This window comes from Paracoccus sp. Z118 (assembly GCF_019061185.1).
Lineage (GTDB): Bacteria > Pseudomonadota > Alphaproteobacteria > Rhodobacterales > Rhodobacteraceae > Paracoccus.
Genome location: NZ_JAHQZU010000101.1, coordinates 1 through 864 on the forward strand (window position 1 = coordinate 1; position 864 = coordinate 864).

At 68.3% G+C, this 864-nt stretch carries 1 protein-coding gene; it reads left to right on the forward strand.

Annotated elements, in window-relative coordinates; all coding sequences use genetic code 11:
- The coding region (locus tag KTN05_RS17675; protein WP_254368346.1) for a phosphate acyltransferase at nucleotides 1–348 on the forward strand (348 nt) is incomplete at its 5' end.
- Between the last annotated feature and the right edge of the window lie 516 nt (nucleotides 349–864).

The window sequence follows — 864 nt, forward strand, 5'->3', positions numbered from 1 at the left end:
GCCGAACATCCGAGCCTCGGCCGCATCCGCGAGGCGCTCGCCCTCGTCCGCGAACGCATGCCGGAACTGGAGATCGACGGCGAGATCCAGTTCGATGCCGCCCTCGACGACGCGGTCCGGGCGAAGAAGGCCCCCCAGAGTCCGCTGACCGGCCCGGCCAACGTCTTCATCTTCCCCGACCTCGCCTCGGGCAACATCGGCTACAAGATCGCCCAGAGGCTCGGCGGCCTGACCGCCATCGGCCCCATCCTCCAGGGCCTCGCCCGCCCCGCCAACGACCTCTCCCGCGGCTGCACCATCGACGACATCATCGCCGCAGCAGCAGTCACCGCATTGCAGGCAAGGTGAGGAGAAGGGCGCACTGCCGCGGCGCAACTCCAAGGGAGACATCCACTCTGTGGCCCTGAGCTCGGGCTGGGAACCATGCAGGCGCAGCCGACATGCGCGACAACCGGCAGCAAGCTGGCGCGCGGTGCAGGCGCGGAGCCTTCCCGGCGGCCCAGCTCTGGCAGGGACAGGGCGATGAGCATCGTTTCTTCGCAGATTGCGGCGGAGGACGCGGAATCATGCGCTTTCCCCATCGTCCTGACAGGGAAAACGACGATCATGGCCCTGTGCGGCGCGGCTTGATCGAATGAGAGGCCGTGCGCGAGCCCGGCAGGCTCCTCCTGTGAGCAGGTCCCCTGAAGACCCTTGGACGACCGCCGGAAGCGTGACCACGGGATGATTGGTCCTGCGGCCGCTGATGGAAGACCGGTCGCCTCACCCCCGACCCCGACATATGCCCCAAGCCCCCGCGCCGCTGGAAACCCCTCGGGTCGTGCTGCTACTGGGATGCACTCGCGCCGGAGCGAGGATAGACAG